The sequence below is a fragment of the Providencia sp. genome (assembly GCF_052096715.1).
Taxonomy (GTDB): Bacteria; Pseudomonadota; Gammaproteobacteria; order Enterobacterales; family Enterobacteriaceae; genus Providencia.
The window spans coordinates 23,178-48,642 of sequence record NZ_JBQDNB010000018.1; the positions used below are offsets into that span (position 1 = coordinate 23,178).

At 37.8% G+C, this 25,465-nt stretch carries 24 protein-coding genes; 10 read left to right on the forward strand and 14 right to left on the reverse strand.

Annotated features, from left to right (window positions below; all coding sequences use genetic code 11):
- Positions 1-3 precede the first annotated feature (3 nt).
- The gene (locus ACTH6U_RS14040; protein ID WP_294102759.1) at positions 4-1,227 is read left to right on the forward strand and encodes an MFS transporter; all 1,224 of its coding nucleotides are present in this window, start codon (positions 4-6) and stop codon (positions 1,225-1,227) included.
- Between the two features lie 36 nt (positions 1,228-1,263).
- Positions 1,264-1,977, forward strand: coding sequence for an MgtC/SapB family protein (locus tag ACTH6U_RS14045; RefSeq protein WP_441832459.1), 714 nt, complete (start codon positions 1,264-1,266; stop codon positions 1,975-1,977).
- 328 nt (positions 1,978-2,305) lie between these two features.
- On the opposite strand, the gene ACTH6U_RS14050 is transcribed toward ACTH6U_RS14045, so the two are convergent.
- From ACTH6U_RS14050 to nadC, 9 genes are all read right to left on the reverse strand, one after another.
- A complete protein-coding gene (locus ACTH6U_RS14050; protein WP_441832460.1) occupies positions 2,306-2,590 on the reverse strand; it encodes a hypothetical protein in 285 nt (94 codons plus the stop codon).
- Between the two features lie 175 nt (positions 2,591-2,765).
- Positions 2,766-3,068 carry a DUF3969 family protein gene (locus tag ACTH6U_RS14055; RefSeq protein ID WP_441832479.1) on the reverse strand — a complete coding sequence of 101 codons (303 nt, stop codon included), beginning with the start codon at positions 3,066-3,068 and terminating at the stop codon, positions 2,766-2,768.
- Between the two features lie 266 nt (positions 3,069-3,334).
- Positions 3,335-3,658, reverse strand: a complete 324-nt coding sequence (locus ACTH6U_RS14060; protein ID WP_294102753.1) for a hypothetical protein — start codon at positions 3,656-3,658, stop codon at positions 3,335-3,337.
- A gap of 16 nt (positions 3,659-3,674) precedes the next feature.
- Entirely contained in the window at positions 3,675-4,109 is a 435-nt protein-coding gene (locus tag ACTH6U_RS14065; protein ID WP_441832461.1) for a hypothetical protein, read from the reverse strand.
- 278 nt (positions 4,110-4,387) lie between these two features.
- The gene (lpdA, locus tag ACTH6U_RS14070) at positions 4,388-5,815 is read right to left on the reverse strand and encodes a dihydrolipoyl dehydrogenase (RefSeq protein ID WP_294102748.1); all 1,428 of its coding nucleotides are present in this window, start codon (positions 5,813-5,815) and stop codon (positions 4,388-4,390) included.
- A gap of 205 nt (positions 5,816-6,020) precedes the next feature.
- Positions 6,021-7,883 (reverse strand): pyruvate dehydrogenase complex dihydrolipoyllysine-residue acetyltransferase, encoded by a 1,863-nt coding sequence (gene aceF, locus ACTH6U_RS14075; RefSeq protein ID WP_441832462.1) that lies wholly within the window; start codon positions 7,881-7,883, stop codon positions 6,021-6,023.
- Positions 7,884-7,896: 13 nt separating this feature from the next.
- The gene (gene aceE, locus ACTH6U_RS14080) at positions 7,897-10,563 is read right to left on the reverse strand and encodes a pyruvate dehydrogenase (acetyl-transferring), homodimeric type (protein ID WP_294102744.1); all 2,667 of its coding nucleotides are present in this window, start codon (positions 10,561-10,563) and stop codon (positions 7,897-7,899) included.
- Positions 10,564-10,736: 173 nt separating this feature from the next.
- Positions 10,737-11,507, reverse strand: coding sequence for a pyruvate dehydrogenase complex transcriptional repressor PdhR (gene pdhR / locus ACTH6U_RS14085; RefSeq protein ID WP_294102742.1), 771 nt, complete (start codon positions 11,505-11,507; stop codon positions 10,737-10,739).
- Between the two features lie 553 nt (positions 11,508-12,060).
- Complete coding sequence (nadC, locus tag ACTH6U_RS14090; RefSeq protein ID WP_441832463.1) at positions 12,061-12,960, reverse strand: carboxylating nicotinate-nucleotide diphosphorylase; 900 nt, start codon at positions 12,958-12,960, stop codon at positions 12,061-12,063.
- A gap of 106 nt (positions 12,961-13,066) precedes the next feature.
- Between nadC and ampD the strand changes: the two genes are divergently transcribed.
- The 7 genes from ampD to yacG all read left to right on the forward strand — a co-directional run bounded on the left by ampD (position 13,067) and on the right by yacG (position 18,689).
- Positions 13,067-13,615 (forward strand): 1,6-anhydro-N-acetylmuramyl-L-alanine amidase AmpD, encoded by a 549-nt coding sequence (gene ampD / locus ACTH6U_RS14095; protein WP_294102734.1) that lies wholly within the window; start codon positions 13,067-13,069, stop codon positions 13,613-13,615.
- 259 nt (positions 13,616-13,874) lie between these two features.
- The gene (gene ppdD / locus ACTH6U_RS14100; protein WP_441832464.1) at positions 13,875-14,300 is read left to right on the forward strand and encodes a prepilin peptidase-dependent pilin; all 426 of its coding nucleotides are present in this window, start codon (positions 13,875-13,877) and stop codon (positions 14,298-14,300) included.
- Between the two features lie 12 nt (positions 14,301-14,312).
- A complete protein-coding gene (locus tag ACTH6U_RS14105) occupies positions 14,313-15,710 on the forward strand; it encodes an ATPase, T2SS/T4P/T4SS family (protein ID WP_441832465.1) in 1,398 nt (465 codons plus the stop codon).
- A 2-nt stretch (positions 15,711-15,712) separates the two neighbouring features.
- On the forward strand, positions 15,713-16,900 hold the full coding sequence (locus ACTH6U_RS14110) for a type II secretion system F family protein (RefSeq protein WP_441832466.1): 1,188 nt from the start codon (positions 15,713-15,715) through the stop codon (positions 16,898-16,900).
- A 180-nt stretch (positions 16,901-17,080) separates the two neighbouring features.
- Positions 17,081-17,686, forward strand: a complete 606-nt coding sequence (gene coaE, locus ACTH6U_RS14115; protein WP_441829368.1) for a dephospho-CoA kinase — start codon at positions 17,081-17,083, stop codon at positions 17,684-17,686.
- An 8-nt stretch (positions 17,687-17,694) separates the two neighbouring features.
- Positions 17,695-18,453 carry a cell division protein ZapD gene (gene zapD / locus ACTH6U_RS14120; RefSeq protein ID WP_434719362.1) on the forward strand — a complete coding sequence of 253 codons (759 nt, stop codon included), beginning with the start codon at positions 17,695-17,697 and terminating at the stop codon, positions 18,451-18,453.
- Between the two features lie 32 nt (positions 18,454-18,485).
- Complete coding sequence (gene yacG, locus ACTH6U_RS14125; RefSeq protein ID WP_294102718.1) at positions 18,486-18,689, forward strand: DNA gyrase inhibitor YacG; 204 nt, start codon at positions 18,486-18,488, stop codon at positions 18,687-18,689.
- Positions 18,690-18,794: 105 nt separating this feature from the next.
- Here the strand turns inward: yacG and mutT are convergent, their stop codons facing one another.
- The 3 genes from mutT to secM form a co-directional block, all read right to left on the reverse strand.
- Entirely contained in the window at positions 18,795-19,187 is a 393-nt protein-coding gene (mutT, locus tag ACTH6U_RS14130) for an 8-oxo-dGTP diphosphatase MutT (RefSeq protein WP_441832467.1), read from the reverse strand.
- Between the two features lie 98 nt (positions 19,188-19,285).
- Positions 19,286-21,997, reverse strand: a complete 2,712-nt coding sequence (secA, locus tag ACTH6U_RS14135) for a preprotein translocase subunit SecA (protein WP_441832468.1) — start codon at positions 21,995-21,997, stop codon at positions 19,286-19,288.
- 94 nt (positions 21,998-22,091) lie between these two features.
- Positions 22,092-22,619 carry a secA translation cis-regulator SecM gene (secM, locus tag ACTH6U_RS14140; protein WP_294102711.1) on the reverse strand — a complete coding sequence of 176 codons (528 nt, stop codon included), beginning with the start codon at positions 22,617-22,619 and terminating at the stop codon, positions 22,092-22,094.
- 84 nt (positions 22,620-22,703) lie between these two features.
- On the opposite strand from secM, the gene ACTH6U_RS14145 reads away from it, so the two are divergent.
- Positions 22,704-23,237, forward strand: coding sequence for a DUF721 domain-containing protein (locus ACTH6U_RS14145; protein ID WP_294102704.1), 534 nt, complete (start codon positions 22,704-22,706; stop codon positions 23,235-23,237).
- A 42-nt stretch (positions 23,238-23,279) separates the two neighbouring features.
- On the opposite strand, the gene lpxC is transcribed toward ACTH6U_RS14145, so the two are convergent.
- Positions 23,280-24,197 carry a UDP-3-O-acyl-N-acetylglucosamine deacetylase gene (lpxC, locus tag ACTH6U_RS14150; protein ID WP_441832469.1) on the reverse strand — a complete coding sequence of 306 codons (918 nt, stop codon included), beginning with the start codon at positions 24,195-24,197 and terminating at the stop codon, positions 23,280-23,282.
- A 100-nt stretch (positions 24,198-24,297) separates the two neighbouring features.
- Entirely contained in the window at positions 24,298-25,455 is a 1,158-nt protein-coding gene (ftsZ, locus tag ACTH6U_RS14155; protein ID WP_042845111.1) for a cell division protein FtsZ, read from the reverse strand.
- Positions 25,456-25,465: the final 10 nt, after the last annotated feature.

Consider the following 25,465-nt stretch of genomic DNA (forward strand, 5'->3'; position numbering starts at 1 on the left):
AGCATGGACTTTAAAACAACACCTAGATTACTTATCATGATGTTCGTCCAATATTTTATGCAAGGTGCATGGAATATGACGATGGGCTTAGTTCTTAGCACCTATGGAATGGCTGCAATCATTGGTGATGCCTATGCACTTTTAGGTGTCGCAACACTTATCTCGCCATTATTGATAGGTATGATTGCCGACCGTTTCTTTGCTTCACAAAAAGTCATGGCAATTCTTCACTTAATTAACGCTGCCGTGATCCTCTGCGTCCCTCAATTTGTTGAAGCGCAAAATACGACAATGACCCTCTTTATGATCTTTATTGTCGGCCTACTATTTTATCCAACAACTGCATTATCAAATAGCATCAGCTTCACCCATATAAATGGTGTTAAATACTTCCCTATTATTCGCGTATTTGGCACATTTGGCTTTATGACGATTGGCTTTATTTTAGGCGAAATGGGTTTTTCAGGCAGCACAATGACTTGGTATATTGCCTCCGGTGCCGCTGTGATCTTAGGCCTTTACTGTTTTACACTGCCAAATACACCACCAAAAGCAAAAGGCAAACCGTTCTCTATACGTGATTTACTGTTCCTTGATGCACTCTCATTATTTAAAGATAAATATTTTACTATTTTGATGTTAAGTATCTTTGTGTTAATGATCCCTAAAACTGCATATTCGGCGTATATCCCTGTATTTATCAAAGCTCTTGGCTTTAACAATGCAGCTTCTATTATGCAAATCGGTGTTGCATTTGAAGTCATGTTTATGTTTGTTTTATCATTTTTCTTATTAAAATTTGGCTTTAAATTTACCTTATTGCTCGGTGCAGTCTCTTGGATTATACGCTCACTATTCTTTGCTCATGCCGCTGTTGATGCCAGCTTAGTATATATTGTGATTGGTTTGGTACTGCAAGGTTTATGTTGGGATTTCTTCTTCACAGCAGGCGATATTTATGTGGACCGCAAAGCTAAACCAGAAATTCGCGCACAAGCTCAAGGACTGAGATTCATTGTTTCCAATGGTATTGGTTTGCTCTTTGCCTCTACTGTTTGCGGTGCAATTTTCAATAATACAGTCACTGAAACAGGTTCTGCTGCATTACCGCAATGGCAGTCATTCTGGTACATTCCGGCAGGTATTGCCGCTGTAGTTGCCGTTTTCTTCTTCATTTTCTTTAAAGATGATGTCAGCAAGAAATTAAAAGAAGTCAAAAACATATAACCCATATTTATTCCCAGAGGCAACGAGATATTTAATATGATAACAATGATGAGCTATTTAAATGGCACTAATTTAGTTTCTGTCTCCATTATCATAAAACTCGTTGCCTCATTTATATTGGGTGGATTACTTGGCTTAGAAAGAGAATCTAAAGGTAAACCAGTAGGATTCACGACCTGTGTCATCATTTCTGTTGCAAGCTGTCTTTTAACTATTGTTTCTATCCAATCTGCGGAGTACTACGCCGGAATTTCTGACAATATACGCAGTGACCCAATGCGTTTAGCTGCACAAATTGTCAGTGGAATCGGCTTTTTAGGCGCTGGCGTCATCATGCACAGAAGTGATGATGCTATCTCAGGACTAACAACCGCCGCAATTGTCTGGGCTTCAGCTGGGATAGGAATCGCTTGTGGTAACGGGTTTTATCTACAAGCTGTAATTGTCACCGTACTATTTTTTATTGCCATTATGATAAGGCCACAAATTGTGTTATTTCAATTTAAAAGGCAACGATTAGGGAAATTAAAGGTAAGAATGCTATTTGACAGTGATGAAGGTGTCCCTATATTAATAGACCATCTAAAGCTCACTCGAGATATAATTGATAATCTTAATATTCGTGATGTTAAAAAACAGCGTGTTGAAGTCAGTTTAAAACTGACTATCAGACAACGAATCACTCTACCTGAATTTTACCTTTCACTAAAAAATCTTGCTCACGTGCATTCTGTTTCTATTGAGCACTAATTATTTTCAAGGTGAGGTTAATTGAAATTATTAAAAATGTTCCTAAATTATAACTAAGATGGTTAAAATCAAAAAAACAATATTTATACTTTTTGTATATCTCTGTTTAAATTTTAACATTTCTATTAATTTAATAATCTACACTTCTAGTCAGGTAGAGATTCAGCCACTGCATACGTGATGCAAAGCTAACCCTTCAACAAAATTGGAAACATAAATTAAAATAGCGATAGAGATCAGCTTAGTTAGCAATTAAAAACCAGTTAATCAGTGTGTAAATAATGACCTAAATTGTCATGGCTTACACACTTAAGGTTATCAATTCAGATTATGCTGAATCTTTCTCAGCTAAATACCGAAAGATTATAGATATATTTTTTAAGTTATACTTTACTAGGAGCTCTTTTTCTTTAGCTTTGCATAAAGTTTCATAATCATCTTCCAACTGCCCAATGTCTAATCGAGGAGGCTCATTATAAACATCATAAATAAACTCTGAAGATACGTTCCAATAAAAATCTGAATCTAGGTCAATATCATCTACTCCCTGCTCTTTCATTTCTTTGAAAATGGTTACTACAGCCTCTTCCAGTAAACTAAGTTCTATTTTCATGTTTTAACCTTTACCATTTCCAATTTCATTTATATTATTTTCAAATATTTTAAATTTCTTCTTTAATGTTTAATACGCCCATCAATAACTCGCTTCCTAACTGTATTATGGGCTGTATTTTTAAGATAACCTTGACTATCAAAAATCCTGATTACGTCTATAAACTACTATAAAATCAATCTTCGACGATTTTAATTTCCCTATCAATTAACCGGCCAAAATTCTCACTCTGCGAAATTACTGTTAGTGATTTACTTAATAAGTCTTCAATTTGTGCTTGAAGATTTTCTGGATATAAACTTTCTACATCTTCAAGTTCACAAACTAGATTGATTATCTCAATCAATTTTTTCGTAGAACCAGCTTGCTCTAATAACTTGGCTAAATAAGGTTTAAAAATATCCCCCTCAGCTTCATCAATTGAAATTAGTTTTTTTCTAATGCCGTTAAAACACCCAGCACCAAAAAGCTGATAAATTTATCTGCATGTTTATCATTAATACTGTAGCAAATTTTCATCAAATATTACTCCAACCGGATTTTACTTTTACATTAATAACTCTACCGCTTTGACTCTGAAAATAATGAACTAATACTCGATTTCCAGACGCATCAAATCTATTCTTAGTTCGAGGAGGAAAGCAACTATAGCTTACCTCTAAGCCGGACAACTGATATCCGGCTGGAATAAGGGGAGTAAGACAGTTAAAGGTCCCCTAGAGCAGGGCTGGGATCTTTTAATTTTTAAAAATCAGACCACTCTGCATAACTAATGTCATCTTCTGTTAATTCAGTAAAACCATCTTGACTTAGCATTTTATTAAAATAGAGGATAGTGTCTTCTAGTGCCTCTTCAATAGTATCTCCATATCCAATAGCACATTCGGGAGAACCATCAAATTTTCTTTTTATTGCCAAGTCAGTCATTCCAGTAAAATTTCCGGATTGACTTTCATAAATTTTTACTTTCATTTTTGAATAAGGCAAAATAGGGATCATCGTAATCGTGAATTCAGCAACTGTTTTCTCTATACGGCCCACATTTTTAATGTTTAAATCATGCCACATAACGTATTCCTCTCTATTATTTTTTTCCAAACGATATTATCTTTCCTTCGGCTGTTTTAGAATGAAATTTCCATTGATATGTACAGGGGTATTTTTGAGGATCTGTTAAAACCTTCCATTCATGTGAGCTTTCAATACTACGAACTGTCCCTTTCAATGTTTCAATCTTATCTTCAAGTAATTCTTGGTTTGACCTTCGCGTGTTTTTATTTAAGTTTATCCCAACTTGTGAAGGTTCGGTCTTATGGTAGTAAATACGTTCATCACTCGATGCTGATTCTTTTTCATCATAATTATCATGTAAAATATTTTTCAAATTATCATAGTTATCAGTCAAATATGTTTCATCATGAATATCATCAGAAAAATTATTAAAATATGAATAGTCATTACTAGGCCGAGAATTACTTCCAACTACCGTCATCGATTCTACATGTTCCATTATTCCCATAAACTAATTTCCTTATTAGCTATAAATAAAAAGCAGAATAAGCAAATTAGAATTTAAAACTGTTATAGTCAACTAACCGTTGTTTTCATAATAGTTATAAACTTAAAAATTAAATAATTATTTTCAATTGATTAATTTAAATGAAATTATAAAGATGAATTTATCTTTTTTATTGCTATAAATACAAAAAAGCCAATGTGTTTCCACATTGGCTTCTATTCACTTTATAAATAAACAACACACTAGAGATGCTGTTTACTATTCGCTAATAAAGAAAATTACTTTTTCTTTTTCGCTTTAGCGTTTGGTAAATCAGTAATGCTACCTTCATAAATTTCAGCAGCCATACCAATTGACTCATATAATGTTGGGTGAGCGTGAATCGTCAATGCTAAATCTTCAGCATCACAACCCATTTCAATTGCTAGGCCGATTTCGCCCAGTAATTCTCCACCGTTAACACCAACAACAGCACCACCGATAACACGGTTAGTTTGTTTGTCGAAAATTAACTTAGTCATACCTTCAGCACAATCTGATGCTATCGCACGGCCAGATGCAGCCCATGGGAATGTTGCAACTTCATAGCTGATATTCTTTTCTTTAGCTTCTTTTTCAGTCAAACCAACCCAAGCGACTTCTGGCTCAGTGTAAGCAATTGATGGAATAACTTTAGGGTCGAAATAATGTTTCAGACCAGAAATAACTTCTGCTGCAACGTGACCTTCATGAACACCTTTGTGAGCCAACATTGGTTGACCGACGATATCGCCGATAGCAAAGATATGAGGTACGTTAGTGCGCATTTGTTTGTCAACATGGATAAATCCACGATCGTCAACTTCAACGCCTGCTTGACCCGCATCTAAGTTTTTACCATTAGGTACACGACCGATAGCGACTAATACAGCGTCATAACGCTGTGGTTCTGCGGAGGCTTTTTTGCCTTCCATAGAAACATAAATGCCGTCTTCTTTTGCTTCAACAGCTGTTACTTTAGTTTCTAATAGCAGATTGAATTTCTTGCTGATTTGCTTGGTGAAGACTTTAACTACGTCTTTGTCAGCCGCAGGGATGACTTGATCAAACATTTCAACAACATCGATTTGAGAACCTAGAGCATGGTACACAGTCCCCATTTCTAGACCGATGATACCACCACCCATAACTAGCAGACGCTCTGGAACTTCTTTCAGTTCTAACGCATCGGTTGAGTCCCAAATGCGTGAATCTTCATGAGGAATGAATGGCAACTGAATAGGACGTGAGCCCGCAGCAATAATAGCATTATCAAAATTAATTGTTGTGCTGCCGTTTTCACCGTCAACTACCAGTGTGTTTGCACCTGTAAATTTACCAAAACCATTAACCACGGTAACTTTACGACCTTTAGCCATACCTGCTAAGCCGCCAGTTAACTGATTGATAACTTTTTCTTTCCACATACGAACTTTGGTAATGTCAGTTTTTGGCTCACCAAAAACGATACCATGTTCAGCTAAAGCTTTAGCTTCTTCGATCACTTTTGCAACATGCAACAAAGCTTTAGATGGGATACAACCCACGTTTAAACAAACTCCACCTAGAGTTGAATAACGCTCAACCAAAACAGTTTCTAAACCTAAGTCAGCGCAACGGAAAGCCGCAGAATATCCTGCAGGGCCTGCACCAAGTACGACTACTTGGGCTTTAATTTCAGTACTCATCATGACCTCATTTTGTTTTGTCCAGCGGGGCTGCCGAATAAACGAATTTTCCACTGGAAAAGTACACACCGAAAGCAGTTTACAGAATTGTTAACACCCTGAAAAGGCTCATTACGTGATGTAACTCCCAACCTGTGGCAGCAACAGCAAAAAACTCTGCCCCAGCCTAAATAAAACAGACCGGCCTATAAGCCGGTCTTATTATTTACATCACTAGACGGCGAATATCGCTCATCAATTGTCCAACCAAAGTGATGAATCGAGCGCCATCAGCGCCATCAATTACACGGTGGTCAAATGAAAGTGACATAGGCAGGATCAGGCGAGGAACAAACTCGCTACCATTCCACACTGGTTTCATTGCTGAACGTGATAGACCCATAATGGCAACTTCTGGTGCATTTACAATCGGAGCAAAACCGGTTGTACCAATGCCACCAAGACTCGAAATAGTGAAGCAACCACCTTGCATATCAGCGGCAGTCAATTTACCTGCACGAGCCTTCTTAGACACTTCACCTAACTCGCGAGATAACTCCATAATGCCTTTTTTGTTCACATCTTTGAAAACAGGAACAACTAGGCCATTAGGGGTATCAACTGCGATACCGATGTTAATATATTTCTTCAGGAACAAACGCTGTGCATCTTCAGAAATAGAGCTGTTGAAACGTGGCATCTCTTCAAGAGCACGGGCCACCGCTTTCATGATAAACACCAGTGGTGTGATTTTCACACCAAGCTGTTTCTTCTCAGCTTCTTTATTCTGTTGTTTACGGAACTCTTCAACTTCAGTGGTATCAACATCTTCCATCAGTGTAACGTGTGGGATCATGACCCAGTTACGGCTTAGGTTAGCACCAGAGATTTTTTGAATACGGCCCAGTTCAACTTCTTCAACTTCACCGAACTTGCTGTAATCAATTTTCGGCCATGGCAACATACCTGGTAAGCCGCCACCCGCTGCTGCTGGAGATTCTGCACGTTTAACAACATCTTTAACATAAGCTTGGACGTCTTCACGAAGAATACGACCTTTACGGCCCGTACCTTTAACTTTCGCTAAATTAACACCAAACTCACGCGCTAAACGACGAATAACCGGCGTTGCATGAATATAAGCGTCATTTTCAACGAAGTCGTTTTTGCTATCAGCCGCTTTCACTGGTGCTGATGCAACAGGTGCAGCCGATGGTGCTGGTGCAGAAGCCGCAACTACAGGAGCTGCTGCTGGTGCTGAGCCTGCAACTTCAAAAGTCATCACCAGTGAACCGGTTTTAACTTTGTCGCCAGTCGCGATTTTAATTTCTTTAACTGTACCAGCAAATGGTGCAGGCACTTCCATTGAAGCTTTATCGCCTTCAACAGTAATGATTGACTGTTCAGCAGCAACTTTATCGCCAACTTTAACCATAACCTCGGTAACTTCAACTTCATCACCGCCGATATCTGGAACGTTAACATCTTTGATTGCAGAAGCTGTCGCAGCAACTGGTGCCGCAGAAACTGCCGCCGGTGCCGCTGTAGGAGCCGCAGAACCTGCAACTTCAAATACCATAATCAAAGAACCAGTTTGAACTTTATCACCAGTTGCAATCTTAATTTCTTTAACTGTACCAGCAAATGGTGCAGGTACTTCCATTGAGGCTTTATCACCTTCAACAGTAATGATCGACTGTTCAGCTTCAACTTTATCGCCAACTTTGACCATGATTTCAGTAACTTCAACTTCATCGCCACCGATATCAGGTACAGCAACTTCTTTTGCTTCAGCTGTAGCTGGTGCTGCGGTAGCCGCAGGAGCAGAAGCTGCTGCAGTTGGCGCTGCTGCGTCTTCCGCTGCTTCAAAAATCATAATTAATTTGCCAGTAGTGACTTTATCACCCACTGCAATTTTAATTTCTTTAACCACACCCGCTTGTGGCGATGGGACTTCCATAGAAGCTTTATCACCTTCAACTGTGATAATTGATTGTTCTGCTTCTACTTTATCACCAACTTTAACCATCACTTCGGTGACTTCAACTTCATCAGCACCGATATCAGGCACTTGGATTTCAATAGACATTGATTCTTACCTCTTATGCCAAACGTGGGTTAACTTTATCTGGGTTGATGTTGTATTTTTTAATCGCTTCTTCAACGATTTGAACATCAATTTCACCACGTTTAGCCAATTCACCTAGCGCTGCAACTATCACATAAGTTGTGTCCACTTCAAAGTGGTGACGCAGGTTTTCACGGCTATCTGAACGACCGAAACCATCGGTTCCTAGTACACGATACTCACTAGCAGGTACATAGGTACGAATTTGCTCTGCGAACAGTTTCATGTAGTCAGTTGATGCAACAGCTGGTGCGTCATTCATGACTTGAGCAACATATGGAACACGTGGCGTAGCAGATGGATGTAGCATATTCCAACGCTCACAGTCTTGACCATCACGAGCCAATTCAGTGAATGAGGTTACGCTATAAACATCAGAACCAATTCCATATTCAGTTGACAGCACATTTGCAGCTTCACGTACGTGGCGCATCATTGAGCCAGAACCTAATAACTGAACTTTACCTTTGCTACCTTCAACAGAAGCCAGCTTGTAGATACCTTTACGGATACCTTCTTCAACGCCTTCTGGCATTGCATGCATATGGTAGTTTTCATTAAGAGTCGTGATGTAGTAATACACGTTCTCTTGTTTCTCGCCATACATACGCTCTAAACCGTCGTGCATTATGACAGCAACTTCATAAGCGTAAGCTGGGTCATAAGAAATACAGTTAGGAATAGTTAGTGACTGGATATGGCTATGACCATCTTCATGTTGTAAGCCTTCACCATTAAGTGTTGTACGACCTGAAGTACCACCAATCAGGAAGCCACGTGCTTGTTGGTCACCCGCTGCCCACATCAAGTCACCAATACGTTGGAAACCAAACATTGAGTAGTAGATATAGAATGGGATCATTGGTAGGTTATTGGTGCTATATGATGTCGCCGCAGCTAACCATGAAGAGCCCGCACCTAACTCATTGATACCTTCTTGCAGAATTTGACCTTTAGAATCTTCTTTATAGTAAGCAACTTGCTCACGATCCTGAGGGGTATATTGCTGCCCTTTCGCACTGTAAATACCGATTTGACGGAACAGACCTTCCATACCAAAGGTACGTGCTTCATCAGCGATAATTGGGACTAAACGTTCTTTAATAGAGCTGTTTTTCAACATAACATTCAGAACACGAACGAATGCAATTGTGGTTGAAATTTCTTTAGATTGCTCTTCAAGTAATTGGCTAAAGTCTGACAGTGCTGGAATTTCCAGTTTCTCTTCAAACTTAGCACGACGAGCTGGCAAATAACCACCAAGCGCTTGACGACGCTCATGTAGATATTTGTACTCTTCTGAATCTTTTTCAAATGTAATGTACGGCAGTTTTTCAATTTGGTCGTCGGCAACTGGCACATTGAATTGATCACGGAAGTAACGTACGCCATCCATGTTCATTTTCTTCACTTGGTGAGCGATGTTTTTACCTTCAGCCGTTTCACCCATACCATAACCTTTGATGGTTTGAGCTAAAATGACAGTTGGTTTACCTTTCGTTTCTTCTGCTTTTTTAAATGCTGCATAGACTTTCTTCGGATCGTGACCACCACGGTTCAACGCCCAAATTTCATCGTCAGTCATGTCTTTAACTAATGCAGCAGTTTCTGGGTAGCGATTAAAGAAATGTTCGCGAACATAAGCACCATCACGTGACTTAAATGTTTGATAGTCGCCATCCAGTGTTTCGTTCATCAGTTGAACTAATTTGCCGCTAGTATCTTTGCGCAGCAATTCATCCCAACGATCGCCCCACATAACTTTGATAACTTGCCAGCCAGCGCCATTAAAGATGCCTTCTAGCTCGTTAACAATTTTACCATTACCAGTTACTGGGCCATCTAAACGCTGTAAGTTACAGTTAATAACGAAAACTAAGTTATCTAACTTATCGCGAGTTGCGATAGTAATCGCACCTTTAGATTCTGGCTCATCCATCTCACCATCGCCTAAGAAAGCATATACCGTCTGTGCAGAGGTATTTTTCAGACCACGGTTATCCAAATATTTTAAGAATTTAGCTTGGTAGATAGCATTGATTGGTCCCAGACCCATTGAAACAGTTGGGAACTGCCAGAAATCAGGCATTAATTTAGGGTGTGGGTAAGAAGATAAACCTTTACCGCCAATTTCTTGACGGAAATTATTCATCTGCTCTTCAGTTAAGCGGCCTTCTAAGAAAGCACGAGCATAGATACCCGGGGAAATATGGCCTTGGAAAAATACCAAGTCGCCGCCATCATTATTATTATGAGCGCGGAAGAAGTGGTTAAAGCAAACTTCATATAAGGTTGCAGCAGATTGGAATGAGGCCATATGGCCACCCAACTCTAAATCCTTTTTAGAAGCACGCAGAACAGTCATAACTGCGTTCCAACGAATTGCAGAGCGAATACGGCGCTCTAAATCCATGTTACCAGGGTATGCAGGTTCATCTTCAACAGCAATTGTGTTGATGTAATCAAAATGACCGGATGCACCAGCAGCAATGTTAACACCGCCTTTACGTGCTTCGCTCAATACCTGTTCGATAATGAACTGTGCACGATCAACACCTTCTTCACGGATCACCGATTCAATCGCCTGTAACCAGTCGCGAGTTTCAATCGGATCCACGTCATTTTTTAACATATCTGACATGGTGTATTCCTTATCTGTTATCTATTTTATGATGTTTATGTGGAGCCTATCTTCCCGTTATTTTCCCATTTCATTAAAAATAGCGGGAAGATAGGCCCTAATGTAGTTGCTGCGTTTAGCGCTCAAATAGAGCATTCACAGTAATATAGATGCAGCAGTCAGGTTCTATATTACTACTTTAAATCAGGATGTTGCTGTAACCTACGTAACGAACGTTCTCGTCTTGTCTGCTCTCGGCCAATATCCAAAAGCAAGTCTTCAATAAAGGCTAAGTGGCGATGAGAAGCTTCTCGTGCTTTTTCAGGTTCTCTTGCCATTATAGCGGAGAAAATTTGAGCTCTATGTTCACTAACTGCTTTATACATATCTTTACGCGTGTATAAAAACTCAAAATTTTGCTTAATATTTTGTTCCAACATAGGAACCATGCAGCGCAACAGGTGCAATAAAACAACGTTATGAGCAGCTTCTGTTACAATCAGTTGATATTGTAATACCGCGTCTGATTCAGCTTCAAGCCCGCCATTTTGCTGTGCAACTTCAATTAGTTCATAACTTTGACGAATTCTCACTAAATCTTCTTCAGTACCACGAAGCGCAGCATAATAAGCGGCAATACCTTCGAGTGCATGACGCGTTTCAAGGAGATCAAATTGAGATTCAGGGTTACCAGCAAGTAATTCAGCAAGTGGGTCGCTAAAACTTTGCCACATTTTTTTTTGAACAAAGGTTCCACCACCTTGACGGCGAGATAAAAGACCTTTGGTTTCTAAAGTTTGAATTGCTTCACGTACTGATGGTCTGGACACGTCAAACTGTTTAGCCAGTTCGCGTTCAGGAGGCAGCTTTTCGCCGGGGCGTAAAGTCCCCTCGAAAATAAGATGTTCGAGTCGTTGCTCTATAACATCAGATAACTTTGGTTGGCGAATTTTACCGTAAGTCATAATCTGCCATGTTCATTAGTGAGTAATTATTGATTACGTATTACCCAGTGTTAATTGGTAATACCAATTTATTTATGGGTTAATAAAGTAACAAAGTATTCACTATCTGTCCATAAAGACCTTGTGCTAAATCATAAAATCCTGCAAATTTTAACAAAAAATTTTAATATTTAGCATAATTTGATAACCAAACACATTTATACGCATATTGATATTTAACATTTAAATCGATTTTTTATGCCAAAATAACGATAACTGAAGCGTTACAGTTACAAACTAAGGTAAATCAAAGTCAATTATAATGCATAATTATTCAATAAATATATCTAAGCGATTACTGAAATACAAAACGCCATCTTTAACATAAAAAAATCGTTAAAATATCCATTAAGTCAAACTTAAATCAAATTTCAATTTAAAAAATAGCACTGAACTAAACCAGACAGCCTCATCAGCATTTGACTTCAATTTAAAAACCAGCAGAGATTGTTCAAATTATGTCCTTCACTTTACAATCTCTGCTGTTTAATCGTAATAACTAGCAAAGCTTCCGTTATTTCTCATTCACAAATCGCATGGATAAATCCATTGCTTTAATATGTTTAGTCAATGCACCGACTGAGATAAAATCAATTCCAGTTTTAGCAAACTCTTTGATTGTACTTAAGGTTACGTTTCCTGATACCTCTAAAGCGGCCTTCTCGGCTGTTAATACCACAGCATCTTTCATCATTTTAGTCGTAAAATTATCTAACATGATGATATCTGCATCAGCCTTTATTGCTTGAAGTAGCTCATCCAAATTTTCAACTTCAACCTCTATAGGGACTTCAGAGTGAGCTTTACGAGCAAGGTTGACGGCTTGTTCTACGGAACCCGCTGAAATAATATGATTTTCTTTAATAAGATAGGCATCAGATAAACCAAGGCGATGATTAAACCCTCCGCCCATCAAAACGGCATATTTTAATGCTGTTCTTAGTCCAGGAATGGTTTTTCTTGTGTCCAGAAGCTTAGCTCTTGTCCCTTTGAGCTGTTCCACATATAGAGCTGTCACTGTCGAGACAGACGACAATGTTTGAATAAAATTAAGTGCTGTCCGTTCTCCGGTTAAAAGTACCTGAGATGGCCCAGACATTTCACAGAGAATTTGATTTGGTGCAACGGTATCACCGTCTCGTACTTGCCAATGAACTTTAACCTGACCACCTAATTGATGAAAAACTTCATCAAGCCATTGTTGCCCACAAAAAACACCCTGCTCTCTTGTAATAATTCGAGCTGTTGCAAGCGTATTTTCATTGAGCAATTGCCCAGTAATATCTTGTTTATAATCAACCAACTGGCCTAAATCTTCTTTCAATGCAACACTGACCATGAAGGGAATATCTACAGACAATCTTTCAAGAAGAACTTCACGTCTTTGTTTCTCATCGTAACGTCGTATAGCCATTAGTAAACTCCAAAAATATCCACCCGTGTCATATCATCTATGCTAATCTTTCTAGCTATAGATAACGAGAGCTTAAAAAAGAAAAGAGAATACTATGGATACCGGTATGAAAATACATAATGGTTGGCTAAAAAATGTGACTCATATCCCTTCTCCCCATTATGATGAAAGACCTGAAACTACGGTTCCTTCTCTTTTAGTTATACACAATATCAGCCTTCCTCCTGGACAATTTGGTGGCCCGTATATTAATCAGCTTTTTACAGGGACATTAAATCCTGATGAGCATCCATTTTTTGACGAGATAAAACACCTTCGAGTTTCTGCCCATTGTCTAATACGCCGTGATGGTGAAATAATACAATATGTTCCTTTTAATATGCGTGCTTGGCATGCAGGACAATCAAGTTATCAAGGCCGAGAAAAATGTAATGACTTTTCAATTGGTATTGAACTCGAAGGAACCGATTTCGAACCTTTTACAGAAGATCAATATTTAGCACTAGCTCAAATCACAAAATTACTTATCGCTCAATATCCGCTTATTGCACACAATATTACCGGCCACAGTGATATTGCACCTAATCGAAAAACAGATCCTGGCCCTTATTTCAATTGGTCACATTACAAAGAAAAATTAAAAACATTTAAATAATTCAATATTTATTAACCCTCGTAATTAAACTTTAAAATATGATTACGAGAATTTTAAATTAAGCCAAAAAAATCATATTCTCTCAAGATTATATAAAAATAAATTTATATTTTTTCGAGTACGCTCCAAATAAAAATGAAACCCCACTTATTATCATAAATATTTTTCAAGACCGCTCGCATATAATAATGCAATGACTAAATGTAACGTAAAAACTCGTTCATGATATTCACTCACCTCAACATAGAAGGATTTAATCATGAATCAAAAAGGATTTTCGTTAATTGAAATAATGGTTGTTATTGCAATAATTTCTATACTTAGTGCAATAGCCATTCCAGGCTATCAAGGATATATGCAAAAAGCCGCAATGACAGATGTACTACAAACTATACTTCCTTATAAAAATAGCGTTGAATTATGTAGTTTCAATCAAGGCGATTTAACTCAATGTGCTAGCGGAAAAGACAATATTCCTAATAATGTTAAAGGTAAGTACCTTAGTGCAATAGATGTAAAAGCTGGTGTCATTACTTTTACTGCTGATAAAGCACTCTCTGGCCTTTCTGCTACATTAACACCTTTAAATACAAATAATAATATGCCTTTTCAATGGACAATTGTTTGTGAAAGCGACAGTGATGATAATTTAAAATCACTCTGTGAAAAAACACTCAATTTTTAAATAAGGGCTAAAATGAATTACACCAGGGAAAGGCAATATATTTTTAAAGAACTTAAAAATGTATGTGATAAAAATTATATAATAATAATTGATTACAACCATAAAAGATTATCAATTGCCGTATCGCAAAAACCTAATGATAACGTTATTTCAACACTAAGATTTATTGCTAGTGTACCGGTCTGTTATGATATTTGGCCAAAGGAAAAAATAGACCATTATTTTAATCATGATATTCACGAAGTTCAGGAAGAAGAAAAAACCTATCAAACAAAAGAAACCGAATCATTAAATACATCCTCGCCAGCAATTGACTTTGTTGAGGAATTACTTAAGTCCGCAGTTCGTAAGCGTTCATCAGACATACATATAGAACCAACTAAGCAAGGCATTAAAATACGTATTAGGGTGGATGGGAAACTACATTTTATGCCATCTCCTCCTTATGAAATCAATAATGAGATTATTGCTCGAATTAAAATACTAGCAAAAATGAATATTGCAGAAAAAAGGCTTCCTCAAGATGGACAATTGAATTGGTATTTTGATGGATACAATTTCAGTATACGCTTATCAAGTATTCCCACCTTATATGGCGAAAAACTGGTTTTAAGACTACTCAATACTCAACTTAAATATTCCATAGAGCACATCGGGATGTGCTCTACCCTATTAAACGTATTAAAAGAAAACTTACATAAACCACAAGGATTAATATTAGTCACAGGACCAACGGGGAGTGGCAAAACAGTCACCCTATATAGCGCTCTAGAGTATTTAAATCAATCCTCAAGAAATATTTCAACCATTGAAGATCCTATAGAAATCCCTCTTCAAGGAATAAATCAAATTCAAGTTAACGAAAAATATGGATTAAGTTTTGCATTTATACTTAGAGCCTTATTAAGGCAGGATCCGGATATTATTATGGTTGGTGAAATACGAGATGAAGAAACAGCTCAAATTGCAACCAGAGCAGCACAAACCGGTCATTTAGTGCTTTCAACACTACATACAAATTGCACTGTGAGTGCAATAGAGCGTATGGAGCAATTAGGTGTCAATAAAGCACAATTGAGGTCTTGCTTAAAAATGGTTATTGCTCAACGACTTGTTAGAAAACTCTGCTCTAATTGCAAACAACCAACAACAAAACAAACGGAAATCGATGAAAATACCCATGTTAATGAATCGATATCATCAGGATGTGACCAATGTTTTGCCGGCTTTATGGGAAGAACTGCAATCTATGAATACCTTCATCATGATAATTTGAAAAATGTCTTTGCTAATCAAAAGATTTGTTCGAGTAATTTTATCAATTTATTTCAATCCGGTATTAAGCTCATAGAGTCTGGAAATACGAGCTTACAAGAAGTTTACGCCATAGTAGGCAAAGGGGACTATTAATTATGTTTATATACTCCTATACGGCAATCAATAGCCATAATGATTTAATAAAAGACACATTAATTGCTAAAAATAAAAAACAGGCGCTATTAATTATTATTGAAAATAATCTAATACCTTTAAAAATAAAGCTAAAAGCCATTTTCAATTTAAATAAATTAAATTTGAATTATCGAATTCATTTCTTTCATCAATTAAGTATATTGACATCTTCAGGAATAAACTTACTTCAATGTTTGAGTATTTTAAAATCAAACTGTCAACTACCACTTTGGAACTATATTATTTCATGTTCAATCAATAACTTGAAAAAAGGTGAAAGTTTCGCTAAAAACCTAAAACAACATCCGACTATCTTTGACAGCACCACTTTAAGCCTAATAATAATTGCTGAAAAAACAGGACAGTATGAAAATAGTTTTACTATTATAACGACTATGTTAGAGCATAACATTGAAACAACGCAAATCATTAAGAAAGCCTTGAGATACCCAATTACTCTCATAATATTTTCAATTATTCTTTTATCAATTATGTTACTGTATGTTATTCCTCAATTTGAAAATATTTATTCGACATTTCAACATGAACTTCCATTCTTAACACAAATTATGATAGCTATATCTAACCGAATTAGAGATGAGTTTTATCTATTCTTTATATTAATCTCACTCGTTATATTATGTGTAATCAAATTTAGAATAGAATTTAAGAAATACCTCCATCAGCTTTCAACAATCATTCCCTATTTTGGACAATTAATACAATTTCACAATTTATCTATCTATTTTTTAACATTATCATCAACATTAAAAGCAGGTTTACCATTGCCTGAATGCTTAAATTGTGCAATCGGAACTATCACTAATAATCACTATCATAAAGATAGCCAGTTCATCCATAGTACTGTAATTAAAGGCGAGTCATTATCCAGGGCGATGAACCAAACCCCTTTTTTTCCGAGTTTAGCAATTCAACTTATATCTATCGCCGAAGAAACAGATAAGCTTCAATACTTTACACAGTATTTATTCAAATATTATTCTAAACAATATGCAGATATAACAAAGCAAAGACTTAAAAATCTTGAACCAATTTTACTTGTTTTAATTTCAAGTCTTATCGGTGTGATAATGTTAGCGATGTATTTGCCAATATTTAATCTAGGTAATGTAATTACCGGTGTTTAATAACCTATTCTAGGGATAAAATTTTTACCTTTATGTTATAAACAGAATGTAATTTGTATATGTCCCCCACTCTTGTTATATGTTATAAATTGTATGTCATATATGTTACAGTGAGAGCAGACAAATTCGAAATTTCAGTGTAATCTATTTTTATTAACAATATATAAATGAATAAATATTATGTCCTATATAGTCGCTTTAACAGGTGGTATTGGAAGTGGTAAAACAACCGTTGCAAATGAATTTGCGGCGCTTGGCGTGCCTGTTGTCGATGCTGATATCATTGCACGACAAGTTGTGGAACCCGGTACTCCAGCCTTAGATGCTATTGCATTGCATTTTGGAAAGGCAATCCTTAATGTTGATGGCTCCCTGAATAGAAACTATCTACGAGAAATTATTTTTTCTAATATTGAACAAAAGAAATGGTTAAATGCATTACTTCATCCACTAATTCAGAAAGAAACAAAAAAACAATTACAGCAAGTTAATTATCCATATGTCATATGGGTTGTTCCCTTACTAATAGAAAATAATATTTCTCACTTAGCGGATCGAGTACTTGTAGTTGATGTAACTGAAGAAGAGCAAATATTAAGAACCATTGAAAGAGATAACATTAGCCGTGAACAAGCTATTAATATATTAAATGCACAAGTCAGTAGAGAAAAGCGCTTATCTTATGCAGATGATATAGTTACAAATCATACAAATGATCCCAGCATTGCCAATAAGGTTGCAGCACTTCACAAACAATATTTAACACAAGCAAAAACTAAAAAATAGGAATTTTAATGGGCGAACTAACTTCAACAAACTTCATCACCTATGAATATCCAATGAATGAAAAAATCCGCTCTTGGTTGCGCCTTGAAACCCTTTTAGCACAAGTTTATGAACTTAGTCATATTACCTCCTATTCTTCAGGTATTGCTTTTTTTCGTGCTATTTCTGAATTAATTGAAATACTTGATAGAGGTGAAGTCCGCTCCGAGCTTGTAAAAGAACTCGAAAAACAACGATCTCGTTTATTAACTTGGGCTGAGTCACCAAATGCTGATAATCAATTAATTAACTCTTTACTTAACGAGCTATCGGAAAAAATCAGCCGATTAATGTCAGCATCTCGATCTGGGCATCAGCTAAGATCTGATAAAATCATCAGTATGGTTCGTCAACGCCTAAGTATTCCAGGAGGATGCTGTAGCTTCGATTTACCAACATTACAGCTATGGTTAAATATCCCTCAATCTCAAAGAGATAACACAATTAAAGGCTGGCTTGATAGCATTGAACCATTAAAAGACATATTGCAAACCATTCTAACCTTAATTCGCCAATCCGGAACTTTCGAAACTAAAGCATCACATAATGGATTTTATCAAGATAGCGTGGAAGGAAAAGAACTCCTTCGAATTAAGTTATCTGCAGAACATCTTATTTATCCTCAAATTTCAGGCCATAAAACACGTTTTGCTCTTCGTTTTCTCCACATAGATAGTGAGAATGGTATACTACCCGAAGTCATCACCTTTGAACTATCTTGCTGCTGATGAAAGCAAACATTTACGAGTGAAAAATTTTTATGAATGAATATATTGAAGTAAATTGTCCAACCTGCCAAAAAACAGTTGTTTGGAATGAAGATAGTCCCTTTCGTCCATTTTGCAGTAAACGCTGTCAATTGATTGATCTTGGAGAATGGGCAAGCGAAGAAAAATATATTGAAAGCCAAGGCGAGATATCAGACAGCGATAATTGGAGTGAACTACCAGAGAATAATGGTTAATTGCCTACTTATCTTTAAATTTAAAGTGGGAAGCATAAGTTGATACGATATGCTTTCCACTTACCATTATTTATTAAAATTTTTCAATATCATTGGTAGATGAAATTATTGAGTCAGCATTTCCACAATAATACGATTAGCAGGCGGAAATTCACTTGCGATCAAATCTTGCTGCTCTACCCAACGTGATTTTTGCCCTTCTTTTCCATAAGGCTCATTATGCCAGACCGATACGATAAAAAAGTAAAGTGTTATAAACCTATCGTCTAGTTCATGCTCAACCCGGTGAAATAATTGGCTTTCTGTAACTATAATACCAACTTCTTCCTCAAGTTCCCTAATTAAAGCATCTTCAGGCTGTTCACCTTGCTCTAACTTTCCTCCGGGAAACTCCCAAAATCCGGCCATATGAGTACCTTCTGGGCGCTCAGTTATGAATATTTGCTGCTTTGTATTACGAATAATACCTGCAGCGATATGCAGATGTTTTTTTTCCATAATTTCTTCGTTAAAAAGGCGGGAAGTCCCGCCTTTCTTATTTTTTATAATTGATCGTTTTACGATTTAATCGTTCAACTTAATCAGTAGATTGAACATTAATTCAATCGGCCATGACACTGTTTATATTTCTTACCTGAACCGCAAGGGCATGGATCATTACGACCTATTTTATGACCTTGTGTTGCAATCCTAGCTTCCGTTTCTGTCATTAAAGATTCAGCACTAGAATCATGACTTAGCTGTTGTTTTTTCGCTAAACGTTCAGCTTCTTCTCTGCGCTGTTGCTCTAATGCTTCAACTTCTTCAGGTAAGCGAACTTGAACTTTAGATAACGTGCTTATCACTTCATATTTTAAAGTTTCAAGCATATTAGCAAACATGCTAAACGATTCGCGTTTGTACTCTTGCTTAGGATCTTTTTGTGCATAACCACGTAAATGGATACCTTGGCGCAGGTAGTCCATTGATGCTAAATGTTCTTTCCATAAGGTATCTAAAGTTTGTAGCATGATACCTTTTTCGAAATTACGCATAGCTTCAACGCCAACAATTTCTTCTTTACGTTGATAAATTTCAACTGCTTTTTCCATAATGCGCTCACGAAGTGTTTCTTCATGCAGCTCTGGCTCTTTATCAAGCCACTCTTTCATTGGTAAATCTAAATCGAAATCGTTAACAAGACGCTGATGCAATCCGTCGATATCCCACATTTCTTCTAACGATTGTGGTGGGATATAGGCATCCATTGTCGTAGTAAAGACATCTTCACGAATACTATCAACGGTTTCTTTAATATCACCGCCATCAAGTAATTCATTACGCTGTGAATAGATTGCACGACGCTGGTCACTCGCAACATCATCGTACTCAAGTAGCTGCTTACGAATATCAAAGTTACGGCTTTCAACTTTACGCTGAGCATTAGCAATTGCTTTGGTAACCCAAGGATGTTCAATCGCTTCCCCTGGTTTCATACCTAATTTTTTCATCATCCCAGTAACACGGTCTGATGCGAAAATACGCATTAATGCATCTTCCATTGAAAGATAGAAACGAGATGAACCCGCATCCCCTTGACGACCGGCACGACCACGTAACTGGTTATCAATACGACGAGATTCATGGCGCTCTGTACCAATAATATGTAAACCACCCGATGCTAATACTGCATCATGGCGAATTTTCCATTGCGCTTTAATTTCATCAATTTGTTCTTGGGTCGGTTCTTCTAATGCGGCAACTTCTGTCTGCCAGCTACCGCCAAGCACGATATCGGTACCACGACCAGCCATGTTAGTTGCAATTGTTACCGCAGCAGATTGACCTGCGTTTGCAATAATTTCCGCTTCCATTGCGTGGAATTTTGCATTCAAAACGTTATGCGCAATTTTAGCTTTTTTCAGTGCATTAGAAATAAGCTCTGATTTTTCGATTGAAATTGTACCAACCAGAACCGGTTGACCATTAGCCGTTCTTTCACGAATATCTTCAATGATAGCCTCAAATTTATCTGCTTCGTTCATATAAACTAAGTCAGGTAAATCTTTACGTACCATAGGGCGGTTAGTTGGAATAACAATGGTATCAAGCTTATAGATTGAGCTAAACTCGAATGCTTCTGTATCAGCAGTACCTGTCATACCCGCTAATTTTTCATATAAACGGAAATAGTTCTGGAATGTTATCGAAGCCAGTGTTTGGTTTTCATTTTGAATTTCAACACCTTCTTTCGCTTCTACTGCTTGATGCAGACCATCAGACCAACGACGGCCTTCCATTGTACGACCTGTATGCTCATCGACAATAACAACTTGGCCATCTTTAACAATGTAGTCAACATCAAGGGTAAACAATGCATGAGCCCGCAGACCGGCCATAACATGATGCATTAACATAATGTTCGCAGGCGAATACAGCGACTCACCCTCAGTCATCAAGCCCTCTTCGGCCAATAACTCTTCAACCAATACTAAACCACGCTCTGTAATCGTAACTTGACGCGCTTTTTCATCAACAGAAAAGTGACCTTCACCATGGAAAGTATCTGAATCTTCTTTCTCTTGGCGAATAAGCTTTGGTATTAATTTATCAACTTTTTGATACAGTTCAGAGCTATCTTCCGCAGGCCCTGAAATGATAAGTGGTGTACGCGCCTCATCGATTAAGATTGAGTCAACTTCATCCACCAATGCATAGTGTAGTTTGCGTTGAACGCGCTCTTCAGGACTAAATGCCATGTTGTCGCGTAAATAGTCAAAACCGAATTCGTTATTGGTACCGTAAGTAATGTCTTCTGCATAAGCTTGACGCTTAGCAGGAGGAGCCATACCTGATAAGTTAATACCGATAGTTAAACCGAGAAATTCAAATAATGGACGGTTATTTTCCGCATCTCGCTTAGCCAAATAGTCATTCACGGTTACTACGTGAACGCCCTTACCAGTCAATGCATTGAGGTAAGCGGGCAAAGTTGCCGTCAGCGTTTTACCTTCACCTGTACGCATTTCTGCGATACAGCGTTCATTCAAAACCATACCACCGATTAACTGAACATCGAAGTGACGCATACCAAAAACACGTCGGCTAGCTTCACGTACTGTTGCAAACGCCTCTGGAATAAGACTGTCTAAACTTTCATTTTTGCTTAAACGCTCACGAAACTCAGCCGTTTTTGCTTTTAATTCTTCGTCAGTGAGTTTTTCATATTCAGGCTCAAGGCGATTAATTTTTTCAACTTCTTTACGTAAACGACGCAGCGTACGATCGTTACGGCTACCAAAAACTTTCGTTAATAATTTTGTTAACATATTTTATATCTCAGGAAAATCAATTAGTTATTTAATAATAAATTTGAACGACGATATACCACACGAACAAGTGATGTAATCGCGTTAATAGTAACTAGGCAATAACAGGGCCAGCCCTGATGCCATGAACCTGAGCAATCCATATCGCGGGTTGATATGTAATAAAGAGAGGATAAACATAACTGCTTGTTTGAGCTACATTTTCATGCAATTGAAGTGAACGCTGCCCCAACATGGCATATAGCGTATCTAACATTAACTGAGGCGCAAGTAATGGTTCTTTTTGAGCTTCTTGTTTATTTGAATCGTCATCTTCTTGAGTGGAGAAAGCAAATGTAAGCTGTCTAATCACATTTCTGACTGCATGCTGCTGCCAGTAATTAACAGAATAAGAAGAAGATGAGGAAGAACGCTGGGAATTCTGTTGTGCAAATAGATTATCGAAAGCATTAACCGCTTGGCTTTGACGATTAACAGGCGAAGAGTTGATTTGAGTATGTTGTGATTCAGATAGCGCATTTAAAATCGTAGGCAAGCCGACACCTGTAGCCACCACACCAAGTAAAAGGTGGGACCAAAAGTATCTTCTTCCTAATTGTCGCCAAAAATTTAAAATACCCATCGAACTCTTATATAATTTATCTGTTACAGTAGCATGATTCGCACATAGATTTTAATCATCATCACTCGGAAGTCGGAGCTAACAATGAGAGATAGTCAACCACAAGCACTTTTTGATGTTCTCGAAGGCTCATTAGCGAAAACGTCGAGCCCCTTACAAATTATTCAGCAAAATGCAAAAGCCATTATCAAACTGAATCGCATTGTGGGTGATTTACTACCGACTGAACTTAAACCCATGTGCCGAGTTGCTAACTATCGTAATAATATTATGGTTATCGAAGTAGCTAATGCCAGTTGGATGACCCGACTTAATTACGAAAAAATAAATCTACTTTCTGCATTAAGAACTTCTATTCTACCATCTTTATCTTCAATCGACATCAGAATCAACCCAGATCTAATGCGAAAAACAAGGCAAAATAGCTCATTCAATAAGCAAACAGCACCATTTAAGCAAAAAAAGAATGAAAGAAAAATAAGTTTAGAGACCGCTGATCAGCTATTAAAACTGGCAAAAAGAAGCCCTAAGGGATTGAAAGAGAAATTTGAGCGGTTGGCTGCACTAGCCGGAGAGAGTACTAGTGCAGCCAACAGAGGAAAGACTAACTCTGATTAAATCATTTCAGAGATAGCAATAGCACTGCTGTATAAGCTTAATTTATGCGTATACAGCTGAAGGTGCTTTGAATGCCACTGGCAATTCAGCTTCATCTTCAAAAGTAACCAGATCCCAAGCCGATTCTTTTGCAAGAACAGCTTGTAGAAGTTTGTTATTCAATGCGTGACCTGATTTGAATGCAGTAAATGCACCAATAATATTATGGCCACACATGAATAGGTCACCAATTGCATCAAGCATTTTGTGGCGAACAAATTCATCTTCAAAACGTAAACCATCTTCATTGAGGACTTTATAGTCATCAACAACAATGGCGCAGTCAAAACTACCGCCTAAGCATAAGCCCTTCGATTGCAGATATTCGATATCACGCATAAAACCAAAAGTACGTGCACGGCTAATTTGATTAACAAATGATTCAGCTGAAAAATCAAGCGAATAACTTTGAGTACTGCTATCAATTGCCGGATGTTGGAAGTCGATAGTAAAATCAAGGCTAAAACCATTATAAGGTTTCATTTCTGCCCATTTATCGCCATCTTCAACACGTATAGTTTCTTTAATACGCAAAAATTTCTTTGCACAATTTAATTCTTCAATGCCACCATCAAGTAGCAAGAAAACAAAAGGTGCTGCACTGCCATCCATGATAGGGATTTCAGGCGCATTGACTTCAATAACAATGTTATCGATACCTAATCCAGCTAAAGCAGCATTCAAATGTTCAACAGTTGAGATACGCACGTTATCTTCATTGACTAAGCAAGTACATAACATGGTATCGCGAACTGATTTCGCATCTGCCGGAAAATCAACCGGTGGATTAAGGTCAGTACGACGGTAGATGACCCCGGTATTCGCCGGCGCTGGACGTAAAGTAAGCGTAACTTTCTTGCCGGTATGTAAACCAACACCAGTCGCATTAATAATACGTTTAAGTGTCCTTTGTTTGATCATCGTATATTTCTCGCAATGTTATAAGTCCTACTGATTATCATACAGGACAATCAGTAGGAAATTTTAGCACAAAAAGCGGAGAATCCAATATAATTAAAAATTAATCGGCTTGCTTACGCAAGAACGCAGGAATATCAAGATAATCCGGTTCTTTATTTGTTTGCGTATTTTGGTCATTGACCGCTTTAGCCGCTGGTTTCTCTTCTGTTAATGAAGACATGCTATTTTGCATTTGCTGATAGCGTTGCTCCATTGATGTTTGCTGAGACATTTTATTGCTTACTAAAGTAATTTCTGGACGTTTGTCCATGCCAATACCTGTAGCAACAACAGTCACACGCAGCTCTTCGTGCATTTCTGGGTCTAGAGAAGTACCAATTACAACCGTTGCATTATCAGATGCGAATGCACGAATAGTGTTACCTACCGTTTCAAACTCATCCAAACGCAGGTCAAAACCAGCCGTAATGTTAACCAACACACCACGCGCACCAGACAAGTCGATATCTTCTAGCAGTGGGCTAGAAATTGCCATTTCAGCAGCTTCTTCAGCTCTATCTTCACCACGAGCGACACCGGAACCCATCATCGCATAGCCCATTTCTGACATAACAGTACGCACGTCAGCAAAGTCTACGTTCATTAAACCTGGGCGAGTAATTAGTTCTGCGATACCTTGAACTGCACCTTTAAGTACGTCATTTGCCGCACCGAAAGCATCAAGTAAAGAGATACCACGACCAAGTACTTTTAATAATTTATCATTAGGAATGGTGATCAATGAGTCAACATGCTTTGACAACTCAGTGATACCAGCCTCTGCAAATGCCATACGTTTTTTGCCTTCAAAATTGAATGGCTTTGTCACGACAGCAACAGTCAAAATACCTAATTCTTTGGCAACTTCAGCAACCACTGGCGCTGCACCTGTACCAGTACCACCACCCATACCAGCTGCGATGAATACCATATCGGCACCATCGAGGGCATTACGTAATGCTTCGCGGTCTTCTTCAGCAGCATTGCGGCCAACTTCAGGATTTGCGCCAGCGCCCAGACCTTTAGTAATACCCGTACCTATCTGGATGGTTTGCCCTACTGCTGTTTTGCGCAAGGCTTGTGCGTCAGTGTTCACAGCGAAGAATTCAACGCCTTCGATACGCTCACGCACCATGTGTTCTACGGCATTACCGCCGCCGCCACCAACACCGATGACTTTAATCACCGCATCATTGGTTAGCTCCATTGGTTCAAACATAATTTCTCTC

Excerpts from the sequence above, each read along its gene's own strand:
- ACTH6U_RS14040 (WP_294102759.1), top strand. The coding sequence starts at position 4 with ATGGACTTTAAAACAACACCTAGATTACTTATCATGATGTTCGTCCAA.
- ACTH6U_RS14045 (WP_441832459.1), top strand. The coding sequence starts at position 1,264 with ATGATAACAATGATGAGCTATTTAAATGGCACTAATTTAGTTTCTGTC.
- ACTH6U_RS14050 (WP_441832460.1), bottom strand. The coding sequence starts at position 2,590 with ATGAAAATAGAACTTAGTTTACTGGAAGAGGCTGTAGTAACCATTTTC.
- ACTH6U_RS14060 (WP_294102753.1), bottom strand. The coding sequence starts at position 3,658 with ATGTGGCATGATTTAAACATTAAAAATGTGGGCCGTATAGAGAAAACA.
- ACTH6U_RS14065 (WP_441832461.1), bottom strand. The coding sequence starts at position 4,109 with ATGGGAATAATGGAACATGTAGAATCGATGACGGTAGTTGGAAGTAAT.
- lpdA (WP_294102748.1), bottom strand. The coding sequence starts at position 5,815 with ATGAGTACTGAAATTAAAGCCCAAGTAGTCGTACTTGGTGCAGGCCCT.
- aceF (WP_441832462.1), bottom strand. The coding sequence starts at position 7,883 with ATGTCTATTGAAATCCAAGTGCCTGATATCGGTGCTGATGAAGTTGAA.
- aceE (WP_294102744.1), bottom strand. The coding sequence starts at position 10,563 with ATGTCAGATATGTTAAAAAATGACGTGGATCCGATTGAAACTCGCGAC.
- pdhR (WP_294102742.1), bottom strand. The coding sequence starts at position 11,507 with ATGACTTACGGTAAAATTCGCCAACCAAAGTTATCTGATGTTATAGAG.
- nadC (WP_441832463.1), bottom strand. The coding sequence starts at position 12,960 with ATGGCTATACGACGTTACGATGAGAAACAAAGACGTGAAGTTCTTCTT.
- ampD (WP_294102734.1), top strand. The coding sequence starts at position 13,067 with ATGAAAATACATAATGGTTGGCTAAAAAATGTGACTCATATCCCTTCT.
- ppdD (WP_441832464.1), top strand. The coding sequence starts at position 13,875 with ATGAATCAAAAAGGATTTTCGTTAATTGAAATAATGGTTGTTATTGCA.
- ACTH6U_RS14105 (WP_441832465.1), top strand. The coding sequence starts at position 14,313 with ATGAATTACACCAGGGAAAGGCAATATATTTTTAAAGAACTTAAAAAT.
- ACTH6U_RS14110 (WP_441832466.1), top strand. The coding sequence starts at position 15,713 with ATGTTTATATACTCCTATACGGCAATCAATAGCCATAATGATTTAATA.
- coaE (WP_441829368.1), top strand. The coding sequence starts at position 17,081 with ATGTCCTATATAGTCGCTTTAACAGGTGGTATTGGAAGTGGTAAAACA.
- zapD (WP_434719362.1), top strand. The coding sequence starts at position 17,695 with ATGGGCGAACTAACTTCAACAAACTTCATCACCTATGAATATCCAATG.
- yacG (WP_294102718.1), top strand. The coding sequence starts at position 18,486 with ATGAATGAATATATTGAAGTAAATTGTCCAACCTGCCAAAAAACAGTT.
- mutT (WP_441832467.1), bottom strand. The coding sequence starts at position 19,187 with ATGGAAAAAAAACATCTGCATATCGCTGCAGGTATTATTCGTAATACA.
- secA (WP_441832468.1), bottom strand. The coding sequence starts at position 21,997 with ATGTTAACAAAATTATTAACGAAAGTTTTTGGTAGCCGTAACGATCGT.
- secM (WP_294102711.1), bottom strand. The coding sequence starts at position 22,619 with ATGGGTATTTTAAATTTTTGGCGACAATTAGGAAGAAGATACTTTTGG.
- ACTH6U_RS14145 (WP_294102704.1), top strand. The coding sequence starts at position 22,704 with ATGAGAGATAGTCAACCACAAGCACTTTTTGATGTTCTCGAAGGCTCA.
- lpxC (WP_441832469.1), bottom strand. The coding sequence starts at position 24,197 with ATGATCAAACAAAGGACACTTAAACGTATTATTAATGCGACTGGTGTT.
- ftsZ (WP_042845111.1), bottom strand. The coding sequence starts at position 25,455 with ATGTTTGAACCAATGGAGCTAACCAATGATGCGGTGATTAAAGTCATC.